This is a genomic window from Acinetobacter sp. YH12155 (assembly GCF_013418255.1).
Taxonomy (GTDB): Bacteria; Pseudomonadota; Gammaproteobacteria; order Pseudomonadales; family Moraxellaceae; genus Acinetobacter; species Acinetobacter indicus.
Map to the genome: position 1 here is coordinate 16,348 of NZ_VPCK01000016.1, position 15,710 is coordinate 32,057.

General features: G+C 46.9%; 15 protein-coding genes. 1 reads left to right on the plus strand and 14 read right to left on the minus strand.

Features of this window, described 5'->3' with window-relative positions; all coding sequences use genetic code 11:
* Positions 1-61: 61 nt before the first annotated feature.
* Entirely contained in the window at positions 62-823 is a 762-nt protein-coding gene (locus FTU86_RS10515) for a ferredoxin--NADP reductase (protein ID WP_034597870.1), read from the minus strand.
* A gap of 85 nt (positions 824-908) precedes the next feature.
* Between FTU86_RS10515 and gigC the strand changes: the two genes are divergently transcribed.
* Positions 909-1,790, plus strand: coding sequence for a LysR family transcriptional regulator GigC (gene gigC / locus FTU86_RS10520; RefSeq protein ID WP_005179612.1), 882 nt, complete (start codon positions 909-911; stop codon positions 1,788-1,790).
* Positions 1,791-1,839: 49 nt separating this feature from the next.
* On the opposite strand, the gene FTU86_RS10525 is transcribed toward gigC, so the two are convergent.
* The 13 genes from FTU86_RS10525 to nuoE all read right to left on the minus strand — a co-directional run bounded on the left by FTU86_RS10525 (position 1,840) and on the right by nuoE (position 15,708).
* Positions 1,840-2,562: a cold shock domain-containing protein gene (locus FTU86_RS10525; RefSeq protein WP_180036597.1), complete on the minus strand. Its 723-nt coding sequence runs from the start codon at positions 2,560-2,562 to the stop codon at positions 1,840-1,842.
* 92 nt (positions 2,563-2,654) lie between these two features.
* Positions 2,655-2,948, minus strand: coding sequence for a cold-shock protein (locus FTU86_RS10530; RefSeq protein ID WP_005179613.1), 294 nt, complete (start codon positions 2,946-2,948; stop codon positions 2,655-2,657).
* Positions 2,949-3,028: 80 nt separating this feature from the next.
* A complete protein-coding gene (gene upp, locus FTU86_RS10535; protein ID WP_045796291.1) occupies positions 3,029-3,664 on the minus strand; it encodes a uracil phosphoribosyltransferase in 636 nt (211 codons plus the stop codon).
* A gap of 122 nt (positions 3,665-3,786) precedes the next feature.
* On the minus strand, positions 3,787-5,280 hold the full coding sequence (gene nuoN, locus FTU86_RS10540; protein WP_005179615.1) for an NADH-quinone oxidoreductase subunit NuoN: 1,494 nt from the start codon (positions 5,278-5,280) through the stop codon (positions 3,787-3,789).
* A 3-nt stretch (positions 5,281-5,283) separates the two neighbouring features.
* Positions 5,284-6,897, minus strand: a complete 1,614-nt coding sequence (nuoM, locus tag FTU86_RS10545; RefSeq protein WP_075174598.1) for an NADH-quinone oxidoreductase subunit M — start codon at positions 6,895-6,897, stop codon at positions 5,284-5,286.
* 1 nt (position 6,898) lies between these two features.
* On the minus strand, positions 6,899-8,794 hold the full coding sequence (gene nuoL / locus FTU86_RS10550; RefSeq protein ID WP_005179621.1) for an NADH-quinone oxidoreductase subunit L: 1,896 nt from the start codon (positions 8,792-8,794) through the stop codon (positions 6,899-6,901).
* Positions 8,791-9,099: an NADH-quinone oxidoreductase subunit NuoK gene (nuoK, locus tag FTU86_RS10555; protein ID WP_005179622.1), complete on the minus strand. Its 309-nt coding sequence runs from the start codon at positions 9,097-9,099 to the stop codon at positions 8,791-8,793. Before nuoK ends, nuoL begins: the two co-directional genes overlap by 4 nt.
* Complete coding sequence (nuoJ, locus tag FTU86_RS10560) at positions 9,099-9,617, minus strand: NADH-quinone oxidoreductase subunit J (RefSeq protein ID WP_171065113.1); 519 nt, start codon at positions 9,615-9,617, stop codon at positions 9,099-9,101. Before nuoJ ends, nuoK begins: the two co-directional genes overlap by 1 nt.
* A complete protein-coding gene (nuoI, locus tag FTU86_RS10565) occupies positions 9,617-10,159 on the minus strand; it encodes an NADH-quinone oxidoreductase subunit NuoI (protein ID WP_005179629.1) in 543 nt (180 codons plus the stop codon). The genes nuoJ and nuoI overlap by 1 nt, the downstream gene beginning before the upstream one ends.
* 16 nt (positions 10,160-10,175) lie before the next feature.
* On the minus strand, positions 10,176-11,177 hold the full coding sequence (gene nuoH / locus FTU86_RS10570; protein ID WP_005179637.1) for an NADH-quinone oxidoreductase subunit NuoH: 1,002 nt from the start codon (positions 11,175-11,177) through the stop codon (positions 10,176-10,178).
* A 3-nt stretch (positions 11,178-11,180) separates the two neighbouring features.
* Positions 11,181-13,859: an NADH-quinone oxidoreductase subunit NuoG gene (nuoG, locus tag FTU86_RS10575; RefSeq protein ID WP_005179641.1), complete on the minus strand. Its 2,679-nt coding sequence runs from the start codon at positions 13,857-13,859 to the stop codon at positions 11,181-11,183.
* An 11-nt stretch (positions 13,860-13,870) separates the two neighbouring features.
* Entirely contained in the window at positions 13,871-15,202 is a 1,332-nt protein-coding gene (nuoF, locus tag FTU86_RS10580; protein ID WP_168390792.1) for an NADH-quinone oxidoreductase subunit NuoF, read from the minus strand.
* A complete protein-coding gene (nuoE, locus tag FTU86_RS10585) occupies positions 15,199-15,708 on the minus strand; it encodes an NADH-quinone oxidoreductase subunit NuoE (RefSeq protein ID WP_005179645.1) in 510 nt (169 codons plus the stop codon). Before nuoE ends, nuoF begins: the two co-directional genes overlap by 4 nt.
* Positions 15,709-15,710 lie beyond the last annotated feature (2 nt).

Sequence of the window (15,710 nt, forward strand, 5' to 3'; positions counted from 1 at the left end):
AGAGAACAATAAACCGGGCTGAGAACAGCAGATCATCAGAGTAAGCCTGTAGAATTCAAGCTTACCAGTAATTCTCTACCGCGATATTGCCTTCTCCACGGCGATTCATGCTCAGGCCACGCGCTTTTAGGGCTTCTTTGGTATCTTCCACCATTTGCGGGTTACCACATAGCATCACATGACTGCTGTCCGGATTAAAAGACAGGCCCACAGCTTTTTCCAGCTCGCCATTGGCGATTAACACCGGCAGACGGTCATGCAAAGGTGCGTTCGGATCACGGGTAATAATCGGCACAAATTTAAAACCTGTATGTCCTTCGCCAAAAGTCGCTGCAATTTCTTCAATCCGCTCGACATAGGCCAGTTCCGCTGCAGTCCGGACACTATAGACCAGATGGATATGCTGGTATTTATTCCAGGTGTCAAAATCTTGCAGCATCGACAGGAATGGTGCCAGTCCGGTGCCGGTACCCAAGAGCCATAAGTCTTGTGGCAAAGGCAACTGATAGCGCGCCAAGGTTAAAAAGCCATACGGTACTTTTTCCAGATACAGCTCATCGCCAACCTGCAGATGTTGCAGATTGGAAGTAAAGGCCCCATCGGGTACGACAATTGAAAAGAATTCCAGGGTTTCATCAAAAGGTGAGGACACCACTGAATAGGCCCGCACCACCAGTTCATCGCCGACTTTAAGGCCAATACGCGCAAATTGCCCGGCAGTAAATTTAAAGTGGGCTGGACGCGTCATGGTAAAGCTGAACAAGGTATCGGTCCAGCGATGTACAGATAACACCGTTTCTAGGCTAAATTTTTCAATTGACATAATTTGTACGTGGCATGAAAGACTGCGCTCATGGTAGCATGGCAGCATAATTTATTAATATTTTTTAAATGTTAAGGCTATATTCATGCGCATGACTTTACGCCAATTGGCTGTTTTTGTAGCAGTCGCTCAAGAAGGCACAGTAACCAAGGCCAGTGATGCCGTCAAACTGACGCAAAGTGCGGCGAGTATGGCTTTAGCAGATCTGGAAGATGGTTTAGGCGCACCATTGTTTGACCGTTTAGGTAAACGCCTGCAATTGAATGATCTGGGCCGTTTTTTACTCCCGCAGGCGCTTGAAATTCTAGGCCGCTGTGAAGCCTTTGAACAGGCCGCCAAAGGCGAGCTGCAAAGCATTGATTTGCGCCTGGGCGCGACCCTGACCATTTCCGATTATCTGATGCCGGATTTAATGGCCAACTTCCTGCAAATTCAGCCACAGGCGCATTTACAGCTGCAAGTCGGTAATACCCGTCAAATGATTGAAGCAGTCAACCAGTTCCAGCTCGATTTAGCCCTGATTGAAGGTTCCTGTCATTTACCACAGCTGCAATGTATCCACTGGCGTGATGATGAACTGGCGGTCTGCTGTTCACCGAATCATCCGCTGGCGCAGCTAGACCGTGCCTTAACCGCAGAAGACTTTAAACAGGTGGAATGGATTTTACGAGAAGAAGGTTCAGGCACGCGTGAAGTATTTGATAACGCCATTTTAAAAGATGTGCCAGATGCCAAAATCCGTTTAACCCTGGGTCATAATGAAGCCATTCTGAAAATTGTGGCCGGCGGCTTAGGCATGTCCTGTATTTCAAAACTGGCGATTGAGCCTTTACGTGAAAAAGGCCAGCTGGTGATTTTAGACACTCCATTCTGGCAACTGGCGCGGCCTTTATTTATGCTGGTGCATCGTCAGAAATACCAGGGTCCAGGTCTGAAAGCCTTTATGAAGTTCTGTGACAGCAAATAAGACTGTATTTAATCCATAAAAAAGCGCCTGCAGGCGCTTTTTTCATACCTTATCGAAATTGGCTTTCACATGGAATCCCGTCGCCATCACCATCCATTTTGGTATTTGGGCAATTACGAATAAAGAATAAAGCCTCCTCATAAGACTTCATCTGACTACAATGCTCGCGGCCATCACATTTAAATTGTTCAGATGAGCTGCTACTTACCGGCAGCGCTTGCTCTACATTCTCTTGGACATTTTCTAAATTCTTTTTCCCTTTTTCACTAAGTCCAAGTTCCGGTAATTCGCCATGTACCGCTCTTTGCTCAGCTACGATCTGTTGCTGAGCAATCATCAGTTCTTCAAGTTTTTGCTGTTTCTGAGCTTGATATTCTTGATATTTCTTATATACCAAAATACTTAATCCTAAAATAATGATTAAGCCTAATACAGTAATGATCTTTGAGTTAAGCCATGAAGACTTCTTTTTATCTCTTGACGAAACTTTACCCTCGATATTTCTGTATCGTAGATTGTTCTGTTCAGCAGGCTCTGATACTTTTAGGTCTAAGCGCACAATATTCGCGGCTTTAAATTTTCCTGCATCTTCAACAATTATAAATTTTAGATTTTCACCGATTTTAGGTGGAACATTCTTATTGGGAAAATCTTTGATGTGGAAAAATAAATCTTTTGACTCTTTCTCTATCTGAATAAAACCAAAACCACGATCTTCATGATAGCTTTTGATTTTCCCCCTCTTGAAACATAATGCGCTCTTATCTTTGATATTTTTAATAATTGTAATAAAAAAGAAGCTAAAAAGCCTCTTTTCTATTCTTATACTCGACTTAAGCAGAATATATAAATTCTACCTCAGTACTAACGTCGGAAATTGGACAGCAGGGAAGAAGTAATCGACTGGTTATGGGCGGCCACTTTGGATTTTTTGGCTTTGGCCGACTGGTCTTCAACCCGCTCAATTTTCACTGCTTTAAACTTGTTGCCGTTTTTGACCACATTAAATTTCACCCGGTCATTTCGCTTCGGTTCTATCCCATCGGCCGGGAAATCGGAAATATGAAAAAACACTTCGCCTTCCGGACAGGCAATAAAGCCGTAACCCTTGTCTGCGTTGTATTGCTTAACTTTACCCTGATATTGTTCGTTGCTCATCGACCTGTCCCCCTTTTGCGCTTCAAGCTTAGTATATAAAAAAGAGGCTATAAAAGCCCCTTCTCTGTTCACTAGCAAAATCAGTCTTTTTGCACGGAACCGAAAATTTTGTCACCGGCATCACCCAGGCCCGGTACGATATAGCCATTTTCATTCAGGCCCTGATCCACAGAGGCAGTGAAAATTACCACATCCGGATGCGCTGCTTCTACACGCTGAATGCCTTCTGGCGCAGCCACCAGCACCATCACGCGAATATCTTTACAGCCGCTGGCTTTTAACACATCAATCGCCGCCACTAAAGATGAACCGGTGGCCAACATTGGGTCAATGATCATGGCAATACGGTTTTGTACATCCGGTACCAGTTTTTTGTAGTAGGTACGTGCTTCCAGCGTTTCTTCATCACGCTCTAAGCCCAGTACAGACACTTTGGCGCTTGGAATCAGGTTCAGGAAACCATCCAGCATGCCAATACCGGCACGTAAAATTGGTACCACCGTAATTTTTTTACCGGCAATACGGTCTACCGTGACCGCACCATTCCAGCCGTCAATTTCATGCTCGACCATTGGCAAATCTTTGGTCGCCTCATAGGTCAACAGCATGGTCACTTCTTGCGCCAGCTCGCGGAAGTTTTTAGTGCTGATATCTGCACGACGCAGTAAACCGAGTTTATGACGAATGAGCGGATGACGAATTTCATGGATAGCCACGGGAGAACACCTAAAAGGTTAAGATAAAATTCCGTCTATTATAATCATTTTTTGACCCTGATAAAAACAAAAAAGCCCTCAAATATTGAGGGCTTTTTGCTAGACAATTCTCTTTTTCAAGATTATTGCTGAGACAGCATGAAGTGAATTGGAGATAAAATCTCGGCTTCAAGCGCCATCTGGATAATTGGATCCGGATAAACACCAATCACCAATACCGCCAGTGCAGCCAGCAGAACCATGATCCCGCCAACGCGTTGACCCCAGTGATCGACTGCATCCATTTTTGGTGTTTCTGGCGGAGTCATATACATCACCACCATCACACGTAAATAGTAATACAGACCAATACCCGAACCGACAATAATCATCGCTGCCAGGAACCAGTGCTGGGTTGTTACCGCAGCCATGACAATCAGGAACTTACCAATAAAGCCTGCAGTCAGTGGAATACCGGCCAGAGACAGCATCATCACGGTTAATACAGCAGTCAGCACTGGACGACGCCAGAACAGACCACGGTATTCAGCCAGACTTTCTGCTTCTGAAGTGTTGTTATATGGACTCGACATTAACGCTACGGCACCGAAAGCACCAATCGTGGTTAATACATAGGTAATCACATAAACAGTCACATTACCCAAGCTGGCATAAGTCAGACTGATCAGACCAATCAGCAGATAACCGAAGTGTGCGATTGAAGAGTATGCCAAAACACGCTTCAGGTTCACTTGGCGTACCGCCAGGAAGTTACCGACCACAATCGACAGTACGGCAATAATGGTCAGCAGTGTAATGACTGATTCTTGCAGGATAGCACCTGAAGTCAGCAAGTAACGTACGAACAGACCAATGGTCGCCACTTTGGCAGCCGTTGCCAGGAAGGTCGCGATTGGTGCTGGTGCACCCGCATACACGTCTGGTGTCCATTTGTGGAATGGTGCCAAAGACAGTTTGAATGCAACCGCAAAGATAATTAAGGCAATACCTAAAATGACCAGTGGCTGGTGCAGGTTCTGCATAAGCGCCTGTACAGAGTCATAGAATGACAGTGAACCGGTGTAGGCATAAATATACGCCATACCCATCAGCAACATCGCAGATGCGGTTGCTGAAAGTACCAGGTATTTCACCCCTGCTTCTAAAGACTTCGAACGCTGATGTGTATAGGCCAACAAGCCATATACCGGAATCGACATCAATTCCAGGCTGATGAAGAATGAAGCATAGTGCGAGCTTGCCACCATGAGCATTGCGCCTGCAACTGAGGACAACATCAGGATGTACAGCTCTTCACGATTGTCTTTATAGCTTTCAATATAAGCATGTGACAAGGTACAGCAAGCCAGTGCAGCAACCAGGATCAGTAACTGATAAACCAGTGTGAACTGATCAATCATAAACATGCCCATGACATTCGCTGGTGCAAAAGCACCACCGAATAATGAGAGCAGAATATACGCTGCAGCAAGGTTTAAGCCCACTACAGATGCTGTCGCAATCAGGTTATGGTTACGCTTGATTGCGGTGAGAATCATCACGACGATCGCAGTTAAAGCCACGATCATCACAGGAGCTAATGGCATAAGCTCGGAAAATGACATTGTGAAGTTCATGACTTATTGGATCTCCACATTTTCGAGTTGAGTGCTTACCTGTTCGGTCACGTCAACTAGCTCTTGAACTGGAATGTAGCTGTTTGCTAACCACGCCATGCTTGAATTGGAAATATCAAGGAAGCTTTGTGGATACAGACCAAGCCATAACAGACCAACGGCACAAATTAACAGAATCACAATTTCACGCGCATCCAGATCTTTTAACGGATTGCTGTAATGCTGTTTTTGCTCTTCGTTTGGTGTACCAAATAATGCTTTGTGAATCAGGATCAGACCATAAAGACCTGCAAACACCAGACTCACTGCAGCAATGATTGTAAATACAGGGAACTGGTTGAATGAACCCATCAGAATCAGGAATTCACCAATAAAGTTACCCAGACCCGGGATACCGACCAATGCTGCCACGAAGAACATCAGGAAGAAGGCCAGATACGGGAATTGACCACGAATACCACCCATCAGACGCATGTCACGGGTATGCACACGTTCATAGACCTGACCACACATAATGAACAATGCAGCAGATGACAAGCCATGTGCCAGCATCATGATCATTAAGCCTTGGTAAGTCAGGATATTACCTGCGTAAATCGCCAGTAACACAAAGCCCATGTGCGAAATAGAGGTATAAGCCAACAGGCGTTTCATATCGGTTTGCTGGAAGGCACACCAAGCGCCGTAGAAAATACCAATTAAACCGAAAATAATCGCGATGTCTGCGAACTGTGCAGAAGCCGCCGGGAAGAATGGAATCACAAAACGGAGTAAACCGTACGCTGCAGTCTTAATCAAGATACCTGCAAGGTCAACAGAACCTGCTGTTGGTGCCTGTGCGTGGGCATCTGGTAACCAGCCGTGTAACGGGAAAACTGGAAGTTTTACCGCAAAGCCGATGAACATACAGATCATGAAGGCATAAGCCACTGCCGGTAACTGTGCATCAAGCGTATTCGCCACCGCTAACAGATAGTGGTAGTTGAACGAGATGGTACCTGACAGCATGTAACCGTAAATCACCAGCCCCAGGATACCGATCAGCATGATCAGACCTGCAACCTGTGTATAGATGAAGAACTTGGTTGCTGCGTAAACACGCGATTTACCATCTGCCCCTTTATGCCCCCAAAGCGCAATCAGGAAGTAGATTGGAACCAGCATCATCTCCCAGAAGAAGAAGAACAGGAACAGGTCAATCGCCAGGAATACACCAATTACGCCACCTAAAGACCATAACAGGTTCAGGTGGAAGAAGCCTACGTTCTTCTGGATTTCACCCCAAGAACAGCCGACGGCCAAAATACCCAGCAGCGCTGTCAGGCCAACCATGAGTAATGATAAGCCATCTACCGCCAGGTGAATGTTAATGCCCAGGGTTTGAATCCAAGGCAACTGGAATTGGGCAGCCCAGCTTGGAACCTGTGCACCCAATTCATATTGATACGTACCTGATTGCCATAACGCCAGGGTCAGACCCAGCGTTACCAGCATACCCACCAGCGCAATATAGCGCGGCAGTTTGTCGTCGAGCTTGTCGACGATCCAACAAATAAAACCTGCAATGAACGGAACGAGGATCAGTGCGGGTAAAATGATATTGTTTGGAGCTTCCATCTTATTTCCCCACGACCTGAGTCACGACCACGACCAGCAGTAAAACAACAACACCGAGGGCCATACTAGAGGCGTATTCGCGCAATGAACCGGTTTGACGTGAACTGGTAAAGCTGTTGCCTGCTTTAACAATTGCAGGAAGCACCAGCCACAAGCCATCAATCGGATCGCGACCTAAAATTTTAGCGATAAGCAGGTAAGGCTTCACGAATACGATGTCATACAACGCATCGAAACCAAGTGCATTACGGCAGATATTGGCCAGACCTGAACCCAGAGAAGTCTGAGCAAAGCCTTTTACGGCATTGTAAGCAAACGCAAACAGCACCACGCCAACAGCAAGACCTGCCAAAGCAACCCCAATCGCGATGTATTCAGCACCATGTGCACCGGCTTCAAGCGCTTCAGGAATAATGAAGGCTGGAATTTGTGCAGCATCCAGAATGCTCATCACTGGTGCTTTCAGCACAATCGCCAGACCCGTTGAAAGCACTGCCAGAATTGCCAGTGGAGCCCAGTAAGTAATGCCTTTGATTTCATGATAAGGCGTGTTTTCTTTGCCGAAGAATACTACCCAGATTAAACGGAAAGTATAAATAGACGTTAAGAACGCACCTGCAACACCCACCCAATACAGTGTATTGAAGACTGGTACGCCAGCTAAATGGCTTTGTGTCCACACCGCGGCCAGAATCGCATCTTTAGAGAAGAAGCCGATGGTCAGGAATGGAATGGCTGCCAAGGCACCGCCACCAATCGCGAAACATGCAAACAGGAATTTGTTCTTGTAGAACAGACCGCCCATCTTGAAGATGTTTTGTTCATGATGGTAAGCCAGAATCACTGCACCTGAAGACAAGAATAATAATGCCTTGAAGAATGCGTGAGTCAGCATGTGGAACAGACCCGCCTGGTACGCTTCAGCACCTACGGCCATAAACATATAACCGAGCTGACTCATGGTTGAGTAAGCCAGAATACGTTTGATGTCGGTTTGAACCAGCGCTGCAAAACCAGCCACCAGCAAGGTTACTGCACCGGTAATAGAAATGAAGATCATCACTTCTGGTGCAAGTTCAAATACGCTGAACATACGGCAGCATAGATAAACACCTGCAGTCACCATGGTTGCCGCGTGGATTAACGCAGATACTGGTGTCGGACCCGCCATCGCATCTGCCAACCAGGTTTGTAACGGGATTTGCGCAGATTTACCAGCAGCACCCAGGAACAACATTAAGGCAGTCCAGATGGTAATTGATGAGCTTTGGGTCATAACCGCAGCAGCATTCTCAACGATATACTGTGTATTCAGGGTACCGAACTGTTGATACAGCAAGAACAGTGCAATCAGCAGGAATACGTCACCAACACGCGTTACGGTAAAGGCTTTAATTGCCGCAAAACCGTTGGCCGGGTTCTGGTAGTAATAACCGATTAACAGGTAAGAACACAGACCTACACCTTCCCAACCCAGGAACAATAACGCCAGGTTATCGCCCAGTACCAGCAGTAACATGCTGGCTACGAACAGGTTGAAGTAAGAGAAGAAACGTGCAAAGTCTTCCTCACCACGCATATACCAAGATGCGAAGATGTGAATCAGGAAACCAACACCGGTGATCATGCCCATCATCAGTAACGATAAGCCGTCAAGCTGCAAACTGATGCCTGGGGCAAAATCACCCACACTGAACCACGTCCACAAATGCTGAACGTAAAGTTCTTTACCGTTATTGACAAAGTCAAGGCCTGCAATCAGGGCAAATAATGCCGATAAACCAACTGCCCCTACCCCGATAATCGCCGCAACTTTCTCAGGAAGATTGTGACGCCCTGCCGCTAATAAAATAAAACCGATTAGCGGGAACAAAATTGTTAAATATAAATAACTCATCCGCGCATCTCACTAGCAGCATCCACATCCAGGTGATGGAAGCGATGATAGAACTGAAGGACGATCGCAAGACCGATACACGCCTCTGCCGCAGCCAGCGTCAGAATCAAGATGAACATGATCTGGCCATCTGGTTGTACCCAGGCACTACCCGCCAGAACGAACGCAAGTGCTGCTGCGTTCATCATGATTTCAAGGCTCATTAAAATGAATAACAGGTTGCGTCGCACCATTACACCGTAAAAACCCAGTGCAAAAAGAATGGTTGCAACGATCAAACCATGTTCTAAAGGGATGTTGCCCATTATTGTTTTTCCTCTTCTGCACCTGGTTCACGTTTACCTAAGTGGAATGCTGCAACCAGGGCTGCTAGCAATAACATCGCGGCAACTTCAACCAATAATAAATAGTGAGTAAAGAGTGCTTGACCGACTTCTTTAGGACCAACAATTTCGGTTCCCATGACAGCTGGCGTGCTGGAGTAATCAGATGCAAGCATCCATACCAGAACCAGACCCATCAAGAAGCTCATTAATGCTGGATATGCCCATGCAGATGAGTTGAGCCATTTGCTCTCTTGTTCAACAGTTTGCTGACCCAAGTTCAACATCATCACCACGAACACGAATAACACCATGATCGCGCCGGCATACACAATAATTTCCAGGGCACCGGCAAACGGTGCACCCACAATCATGAACATCCCTGCAACTGCAAGTAATGACACGATCAAGCTCAGTAACGCATGTACTGGGTTCGTGTTGGTGACAACACGAACAGTAGAGATAATGGCCACGAGTGCCATCAAATAAAACGGCCACATCATGGTAATAGACTCCGTACATCAACAGGTGCACTTTCTTTTTGTGCTTGACCTTTGTCTTTACCTGTAACTGCCATACCGGTTACACGGTAGAAGTTATAGTCAGGATATTTACCCGGACCTGAAATCAGCAAGTGTTCTTTTTCATAGACCAGGTCCTGACGAACATATTCACCCAATTCAAAGTCTGGTGTCAGCTGAATTGCAGTTGTCGGGCAGGCTTCTTCACACATACCGCAGAAGATACAGCGAGAGAAGTTGATACGGAAAAATTCCGGATACCAACGACCATCTTCCTGCTCTGCTTTTTGCAGTGAAATACAACCTACTGGACACGCAACGGCACACAGGTTACAGGCAACACAGCGCTCTTCGCCATCTGGGTCACGTGTAAGCACGATACGACCACGGAAACGCGGTGGTACGATTTCTTCGGCTGGCACTTCCGGATATAAAATGGTGTCACGTTTGCGGGTTGCGTGGCTGAACACCATCCACAACGAGCGCACGATTGACCCAAATCCAGCTAGAAACTTATACATTTTGTTCTCCCTGCCCTTACCACAAGATAACCGCGCCAGTAACCAGCAGGTTCACCAACGCTAATGGCAAGCAAATTTTCCAGCCAAAGTTCATTACCTGGTCATAACGTGGACGCATTAAAGAACCACGTGCCAGAACGAACATCATTACAAAGAATGCTGTTTTGATAATGAACCAGAATGCTGGAGGTAAGAAATCAAGACCGAATGGCGCTAACCAGCCACCGAAGAATAACGTCACGATCAGCGCAGAGATCAGCACCACGTTGACGTATTCCGCAACGAAGAACATCCCCCATTTCATACCGCCGTATTCGACGTGATAACCTTCTGCCAATTCCTGTTCTGCTTCTGGTTGGTCAAACGGGTGACGGTGCGTTACCGCAACACCTGCAACCACGAAAATCAGGAAGCCCAAGAACTGAGGAATTACAAACCAGACATCTTGTTGTGCTTCTACAATTTCACGCATGTTGAATGAACCGGCAATTGCCACCACACCCATCAGGGAAATACCCAGGAACACTTCATAAGAAATGGTTTGCGCTGCAGAACGTAGACCACCCAGCAATGCATATTTGTTATTTGATGACCAGCCACCAAACAGAACCGCATAGACTGCAATACCCGCCATTGCCATAAAGAACAGCAGGCCGATGCTCATGTCCGCCACACCTAAATACGGTGATACAGGAATAACCATGAACGACAGTACCGCAGTTGCCATTGCAACTGCAGGTGCCATACGGAAAGTCAGCTTGTCAGCGAATTTTGGTGTCCAGTCTTCTTTGAACATGATTTTCAACATGTCGGCAACAATCTGGAACATACCGCCCGGACCTACACGGTTCGGACCGTAACGGTCTTGCCATAAACCGAGCAGACGACGCTCGATAAATGACATTAATGCTGCAACCAGTACCACAACCAGCAAGATCACAATCGCTTGAATGACTGAATAGGCAATTGGCCAGTTCTCAGCCCAAAGCGGTGTTTGACGCATTAATTCTTGTTCCATGAATTATACTCCTACCGCGACTGACACAGGCTCAGCAAGAGATACCGTCGGTGCTAGACCAATTGGGTAACCAATATAACCTGTAGGTAAATATTCAATCACTTGAACTGGAAGAACAATTGAAGTCTCGCCTGCTTTCACAGTGATCTTCTGACCATCTTTCAGGTTCAAACGGCTTGCATCCTGTTCACCCACGGCAAACATGGCTTCAGGAATACGTGATTCCATCGCTGGTGTTTTAATGGTGAATTCACCTGACGCAAAAATATGATGCATTGGCACCAAACGGAAGCTGTCCGGATTGGCCAATACAGGGCTTGGTGCTACGAAGCTACGTGCTGGACGTTTTGGTAAACGGTCGAATAAACGTACGCCTGAATCACCACCTTTTAAGTGACCGCCCACGTTGTCCTGGAATTTGTTCCAGGCCTGTGGCGAGTTCCAGCCTGCAGACCACGCAAATGGCACCAGTGCAGATGGCGTCTGATTACCGACATAACCTTCCATCGAGAACGTTAATGCAGAATCGACATCGGTCGGCTGTTTTGGTTCGTGAATCGAAAGCGGTGCACGAATTGCAGTACGACCTGAGTAACGACGTGGTTCACGTGCCACTTTCAGACCATGAACACGGAAGCCCGCATCTGGTGCAACGTCTAAAATACCTTCTAATGCCGGTACATTTTTCGCTACAGACTCGATCACATCATCCAGCAAGGTCCATGAAATCGCTTTGCCTTTCATGCCAGTTTCAAGGGCATGTAACCAGCGCCAAGATTCTTTAATCGCCAGTTCCGGCTTGTAGTAGCTTGGGTCATACACTTGATAGAAACGCTGTGCACGGCCTTCTTGCGATACCACAGTACCATCACCTTCAGCGAAGCTTGCTGCTGAAAGTACGATGTCTGCTTTCGCTACAGTCGCAGTTTCAGAGTGATCCAGCACAATAATGTCTTTACCTGCAAGTGCAGCATCGACCTGAGCCGCTGGTAAACGACGGTAAAGGTCATTTTCCACCACAATCACAGTGTCATAGTCTTGTGCAAAGGCTTGCTCCAAGCTCTGACCACCAAAGATCGCCAAGCCCATTGAGTTCACTTCAGGAACAGTCAATGTTAAGCCTGCATTACCCAGATTCTGCGCCACTTGAGCCGCAGCTTCCATGATGGCAGCATCTTGTAAGCTTGTACCAGAGATGATTAAAGGCTTCTTCGCCGCTTTTAAGGTATCTGCGATGGTTTGCGCAAATGCTTTGGCATCATCATCTAAACCGGTAATCACTTCGCCTTTTACGCCAGCTGCAATAGCAAAGCCTAAACGCGCGATGTCATTTGGAGATGCAACCACTTCACCAGTTGCTACATCTGCTAGACGGGTTTGTGTTGCAGCCAGAATGTAAATCGGAGATTTCGCATCTTGCGCAATACGTTGTACTGGTTCAGCCAGCCATTCTTGAGTACGACGCTCTGCCGCCATTTCTTTGGCTTTGTTTTTCGCCGCTTGACGAACAGATAAAGCCATACGTGGTGCAGTTTGTGTCAGGTCTTCACCCAGAATTAACACGGCGTCATAGCTTTCAATTTCACGCATACCCGGGTTGTAAACACCTTCGGTTTGCATGATTGATGCCGCCAGTTCCACCAGACTTTGCTCTTTTTGCGACATACCGGTTGAGTAGTTGTCCTGACCAACCAGTTCGCGCAGTGCAAAGTTCGATTCAAGTGATGCACGTGGCGAACCAATACCCAGCACTTTTTTGCCTTGAAGATTCTCAATCACGGTGTCTAATGCCTGATCGACAGACACAGTCGTGACATTTTGACCATCACGGAATTGTGGCTGACGCGGACGATCTTCACGGTTTACATAACCGGTACCGAAACGGCCTTTGTCACACAGGAAGTACTGGTTCACTTCACCGTTGAAACGGTTTTCTACACGACGCAGTTCACCATAACGCTCACCTGGAGAAATGTTACAGCCTGAAGAACAGCCTTGGCATACGCTTGGCGCATACTGCATGTCCCACTTACGGTTGTAGCGTGCAGAGTGAGTTTTGTCGGTGAATACACCTGTTGGGCAGACCTCAGTCAGGTTACCTGAGAATTCAGATTCTAAAGTCCCTGATTCTGGACGACCGAAGTACACACGTGATGCGTTGGCATATACGCCAAAGTCGGTACCACCAGCATAGTCTTTGTAGTAACGCACACAACGGTAACATGCGATACAGCGGTTCATCTCGTGCGCAATAAACGAACCCAGTTCCTGGTTGTAATGCGTACGCTTGGTGAAACGGTAACGACGACGGTCGTGTTGCGTCATTACAGTCATATCCTGTAAATGACAGTGACCACCTTCTTCACAGACCGGACAGTCGTGTGGGTGGTTGGTCATCAAGAATTCAACAACAGAAGCACGGAAATCTTTTGCTTCTTTGTCTTCAATCGAGATGTAGGTATTGTCAGCAGCAGGCGTCATACATGACATGACCAGACGACCACGCGTATCTTCAGGATTCGCGTATTGCGTCACAGCACATTGACGGCAAGAACCGACAGAACCTAAGGATGGATGCCAACAAAAATATGGGATGTCGATGCCAAGGCTTAAACAAGCTTGCAGCAAGTTTTCTGAGCCGTTGACTTCATACGATTTTCCATCGACATGAATTGTAGCCATAGTCGAATTCCTTAAGCTTGTTCTACGTTGCTGGTCTGAGCTGCGGCATTCACCACTTTCGCTTCAAACTCGCCACGGAAATATTTGAGTGCGCCCATTAACGGTTCCATCGCACCTGGTGCGTGTGCACAGAAAGTTTTACCAATCCAAAGCTTACGGGTCAGTTCCTGTAAGTGATCGATGTCTTCTTTCGTACCCGTACCATCTTCGAGTGCTTTCAGTGCTTTCACCGCCCACGGTAAACCATCACGGCAAGGTGTACACCAGCCACATGATTCACGCGCAAAGAATTCTTCTAAGTTACGGGTTGCTGAAACCATACATTGGGTTTCATCGACTACCATCAGCAGACAGGTACCTAAACGTGAACCCGCTTTCATGATACTTTCTGCATCCATCGGCAGGTCAATGTGCTCAGCAGCCAGGAAGTCTGTTGATGCACCACCCGGTAACCATGCTTTCAGCTTCAGGCCGTCACGCATACCACCGGCATGTTCTTCAATCACTTCACGTGCAGTGGTACCAAAAGGCAGTTCCCAAAGACCCGGGAATTTCACCTTACCTGATGCACCGTAAATTTTCGTACCTGGATCTTTAGATTTACCCGCAGACAGGTTGATGTACCACTCAGGACCACGTAACAAAATAGCTGGCAAGTTGTTGTAGGTTTCTACGTTGTTGACAATCGTAGGACGACCCCACGCCCCTGCAACTTGCGGAAATGGCGGTTTGGTACGCGGATTGGCACGGCGACCTTCCAGCGAGTTAATCAGTGCAGTTTCTTCACCACAGATATAACGACCCGCGCCGGTGTGCACATACAGCTCGAAGTTCCAGCCAGAACCCAGGATGTTGTCACCCAGGTAACCTTTGGCACGAATCTGCTCAATTGCTTCATTTAAGTATTGTGCAGCTTCGATGTACTCGCCACGGATAAAGATATAGCCGTGAGTCGCTTCCAGTGTATAAGCTGCAATCAGCATGCCTTCAATCAATTGATGTGGAAGTTTTTCCATCAACAAACGGTCTTTGAAGGTACCCGGTTCCATTTCGTCGGCATTACAGATCAGGTAACGTGGACCTGAATTGTCATTTGGCGCCATCAGCGACCATTTGATGCCTGCCGGGAAGCCTGCACCACCACGACCTTTAACGGTTGCAGCTTTCACCACATCCAGCACTTCAGCCGGTGTCATGCTAATGGCTTTTTTGAAGCCGGCATAACCATCAAGCGCTTCGTAATCATCTACATTACGAACATGCTCTTGTTTACTCAAACGCCAAGTTAATGGATGAGTTTCTGGGTTACCGTCGCCATAAATTGGTTTTGGTTCGGTATTCATACATACTTCTCCAATAACTGTTTAATTGATGTCACTTCAACCAGACCGTGAGTATCTTCATCAATCATTAACGTTGGACCTTTGTCACAGTTGCCCAGACAGCAGATTGGCAGCAAAGTGAAACGACCATCTGCAGTCGTTTGACCAAACTGAATACCAAGCTCGCGCTGGAACGCTTCTGCCAAAGTTTCCGCCCCCATCAAGAAGCACGCGATAGAGTCACACAAAAGAATAACGTGACGACCTACCGGTTGACGGTAAATACGGTTATAGAACGTTGCTACCCCTTCTAAATCAGCAACACTGATTGAAAGCAGTTGAGCAATCGCATTGAGCTGTGCGTCATCAATCCAGCCATTACGGCGTTGTACACACTTCAGCGCATCTAGAGATGCCGCACGTGGGTACGGATAGTGACCAATGTGATGTTCGATTTCGTGGATTTCATCTGCAGTTAAAATCCCTTCAACATTCACACGTGGCTTTTTATCAGTCAAAATCATCATAA

Bases quoted from the DNA above. Each gene is read 5' to 3' on its own strand.
- FTU86_RS10515 (WP_034597870.1), bottom strand. From the start codon at position 823: ATGTCAATTGAAAAATTTAGCCTAGAAACGGTGTTATCTGTACATCGC.
- gigC (WP_005179612.1), top strand. From the start codon at position 909: ATGCGCATGACTTTACGCCAATTGGCTGTTTTTGTAGCAGTCGCTCAA.
- FTU86_RS10530 (WP_005179613.1), bottom strand. From the start codon at position 2,948: ATGAGCAACGAACAATATCAGGGTAAAGTTAAGCAATACAACGCAGAC.
- nuoN (WP_005179615.1), bottom strand. From the start codon at position 5,280: ATGAACTTCACAATGTCATTTTCCGAGCTTATGCCATTAGCTCCTGTG.
- nuoM (WP_075174598.1), bottom strand. From the start codon at position 6,897: ATGGAAGCTCCAAACAATATCATTTTACCCGCACTGATCCTCGTTCCG.
- nuoL (WP_005179621.1), bottom strand. From the start codon at position 8,794: ATGAGTTATTTATATTTAACAATTTTGTTCCCGCTAATCGGTTTTATT.
- nuoK (WP_005179622.1), bottom strand. From the start codon at position 9,099: ATGGGCAACATCCCTTTAGAACATGGTTTGATCGTTGCAACCATTCTT.
- nuoJ (WP_171065113.1), bottom strand. From the start codon at position 9,617: ATGTGGCCGTTTTATTTGATGGCACTCGTGGCCATTATCTCTACTGTT.
- nuoI (WP_005179629.1), bottom strand. From the start codon at position 10,159: ATGTATAAGTTTCTAGCTGGATTTGGGTCAATCGTGCGCTCGTTGTGG.
- nuoH (WP_005179637.1), bottom strand. From the start codon at position 11,177: ATGGAACAAGAATTAATGCGTCAAACACCGCTTTGGGCTGAGAACTGG.
- nuoG (WP_005179641.1), bottom strand. From the start codon at position 13,859: ATGGCTACAATTCATGTCGATGGAAAATCGTATGAAGTCAACGGCTCA.
- nuoF (WP_168390792.1), bottom strand. From the start codon at position 15,202: ATGAATACCGAACCAAAACCAATTTATGGCGACGGTAACCCAGAAACT.
- nuoE (WP_005179645.1), bottom strand. From the start codon at position 15,708: ATGATGATTTTGACTGATAAAAAGCCACGTGTGAATGTTGAAGGGATT.